Here is a 1,563-nt window from a genome sequence, read left to right as displayed (position 1 = left end):
GCCCGCTGTGCCCACCGCAGCGCCGGGGCTTGGCGACCCCCATGCCGGGGGGCTGTTTGGCACTCTGGGGCAGACAGCGGCCGGTTCGGGGTTTGTTCGGCCGAGACAGCCGTAAGCCCATGAATCGAAACGGGTTTGACGCCTAAGCGCAGCGACACCGAGCGGCCAGGTTATGAATAGGTTCGGTTTCGACTGGGAACCTCTCTGAGCGCAAGAAACACGATTCTTTTTCTGTGACTTTCAGCGGCCAGTCGAGACGGTTTCTGGTACTGTTAATCACTAGGCCGGCGGTTCGAGCCCGTCCCAGGGAGCCAATAAAACAACGGCTTAGGCGAAAAACGCCTAGGCCGTTTCCTTTTGAGTCAACATAAAGTCACCAGCGGGATAGCCTTTGCTTTGCCGCGTCTGACTCCGCCGGTGGTCACCCTCTCCCCCGCCCCGCAACGTACATCAGCCGCCCGACTGGACATCGGCGAGATTGGATATACAGTAGGACGATGTATATCTGAAGGACCTGGTGGAGGCAACGATGCAGGTGTCGAAATGGGGCAACAGTCTCGCGGTCCGACTGCCCGCGGCCGTCGTCGAGGCGCTGGATCTACACGAGGGCGACGACATCGAGATTCAGGTAAAGAGTGCCCGTTCGCTGACCGTCGGCAAGGCGCCCGATAACCGCGCGCTGCTGGAGCGGCTGCGTAAGTACCGAGGCCGACTGCCGAAGGATTTTCGTTTCGATCGCTTGGAAGCCCATGACCGCGGTTAGGGTCTTCTTCGACACCAATGTCCTGCTCTATCTGCTGTCGGAAGACGACGCCAAAGCCGATCGTGCCGAGGCCCTGCTGGCCAGCGGTGGAGTGATCAGCGTTCAGGTACTCAACGAATTCGCATCGGTCGCGTCACGGAAGCTTGGCCTGTCCTGGCCGGAGATCCACGAGGTGCTGGAGACGGTTCGCCAGCTATGCCGAGTTGATCCACTCCTGGTTGCCACTCATGATCGGGCGCTGAAGGTCAGTGAGCGCTATGGGTTCTCGATCTATGATTCCCTGATCGTCGCTGCCGCGCTAGACGCCGAGTGCGACCTCTTGCTGACCGAAGACCTTCAGGACGGTCAGCGGATCGACGACAGGCTTCTCGTCAAGAATCCCTTTGCCACCGAGCGCTAATGTAGCGCCAATCGCTGGTGGTCAGCTTCCAGGCAATCGGCCGTGTTTGAATTCACTTTGAATGGGGCGCTGCCAAGGCGGCCAGCAACCGGCGCAAGCAAGGCGTCGGCTTCGAGTTGGCGGCCACGGTATTCCGTGATCCCTTGATGATCTCCATCCCCGATGAGGACCATAGCGGGACCGAAGAACGCTGGATCACCATGGGTCAGGCGGAGAACAGCACGCTATTGCTGGTCGTCCATACGAGGACCGGGGTTTTGAGTAGGCCGGGCACTCCCCGGACGGTAGGGCGACGTTTGTGTTCTCTGTTTGCCGCCTGGTTTCCCGGCGGTGCCACATGATCTCGCCCGTGGTCCAGGTTGCGACCCGGCCCCTCTCAGAACCGGACAAGCGGCTTTCC

General features: G+C 60.5%; 3 protein-coding genes. All 3 read left to right on the top strand.

Translation table 11 applies throughout. The features are described 5' to 3' along the window. Positions 1 to 529: 529 nt before the first annotated feature. From G3480_RS26560 to G3480_RS29665, 3 genes are read left to right on the top strand one after another with little or no spacing between them, the layout of a single operon-like run. Entirely contained in the window at positions 530 to 763 is a 234-nt protein-coding gene (locus G3480_RS26560) for an AbrB/MazE/SpoVT family DNA-binding domain-containing protein (RefSeq protein WP_164657197.1), read from the top strand. Beyond that, positions 750 to 1,163 carry a PIN domain-containing protein gene (locus tag G3480_RS26555; RefSeq protein ID WP_164657196.1) on the top strand — a complete coding sequence of 138 codons (414 nt, stop codon included), beginning with the start codon at positions 750 to 752 and terminating at the stop codon, positions 1,161 to 1,163. Before G3480_RS26560 ends, G3480_RS26555 begins: the two co-directional genes overlap by 14 nt. A gap of 50 nt (positions 1,164 to 1,213) precedes the next feature. Then, positions 1,214 to 1,504, top strand: a complete 291-nt coding sequence (locus G3480_RS29665; protein WP_164657198.1) for a BrnT family toxin — start codon at positions 1,214 to 1,216, stop codon at positions 1,502 to 1,504. The last annotated feature ends 59 nt before the right edge of the window (positions 1,505 to 1,563 follow it).

It is taken from the genome of Thiorhodococcus mannitoliphagus (genome assembly GCF_010915725.1).
GTDB classification, from domain to species: Bacteria; Pseudomonadota; Gammaproteobacteria; order Chromatiales; family Chromatiaceae; genus Thiorhodococcus; species Thiorhodococcus mannitoliphagus.
This window is presented reverse-complemented; position numbering and strand designations above follow the sequence as displayed.

Excerpts from the sequence above, each read along its gene's own strand:
- G3480_RS26555 (WP_164657196.1), top strand. The coding sequence starts at position 750 with ATGACCGCGGTTAGGGTCTTCTTCGACACCAATGTCCTGCTCTATCTG.
- G3480_RS26560 (WP_164657197.1), top strand. The coding sequence starts at position 530 with ATGCAGGTGTCGAAATGGGGCAACAGTCTCGCGGTCCGACTGCCCGCG.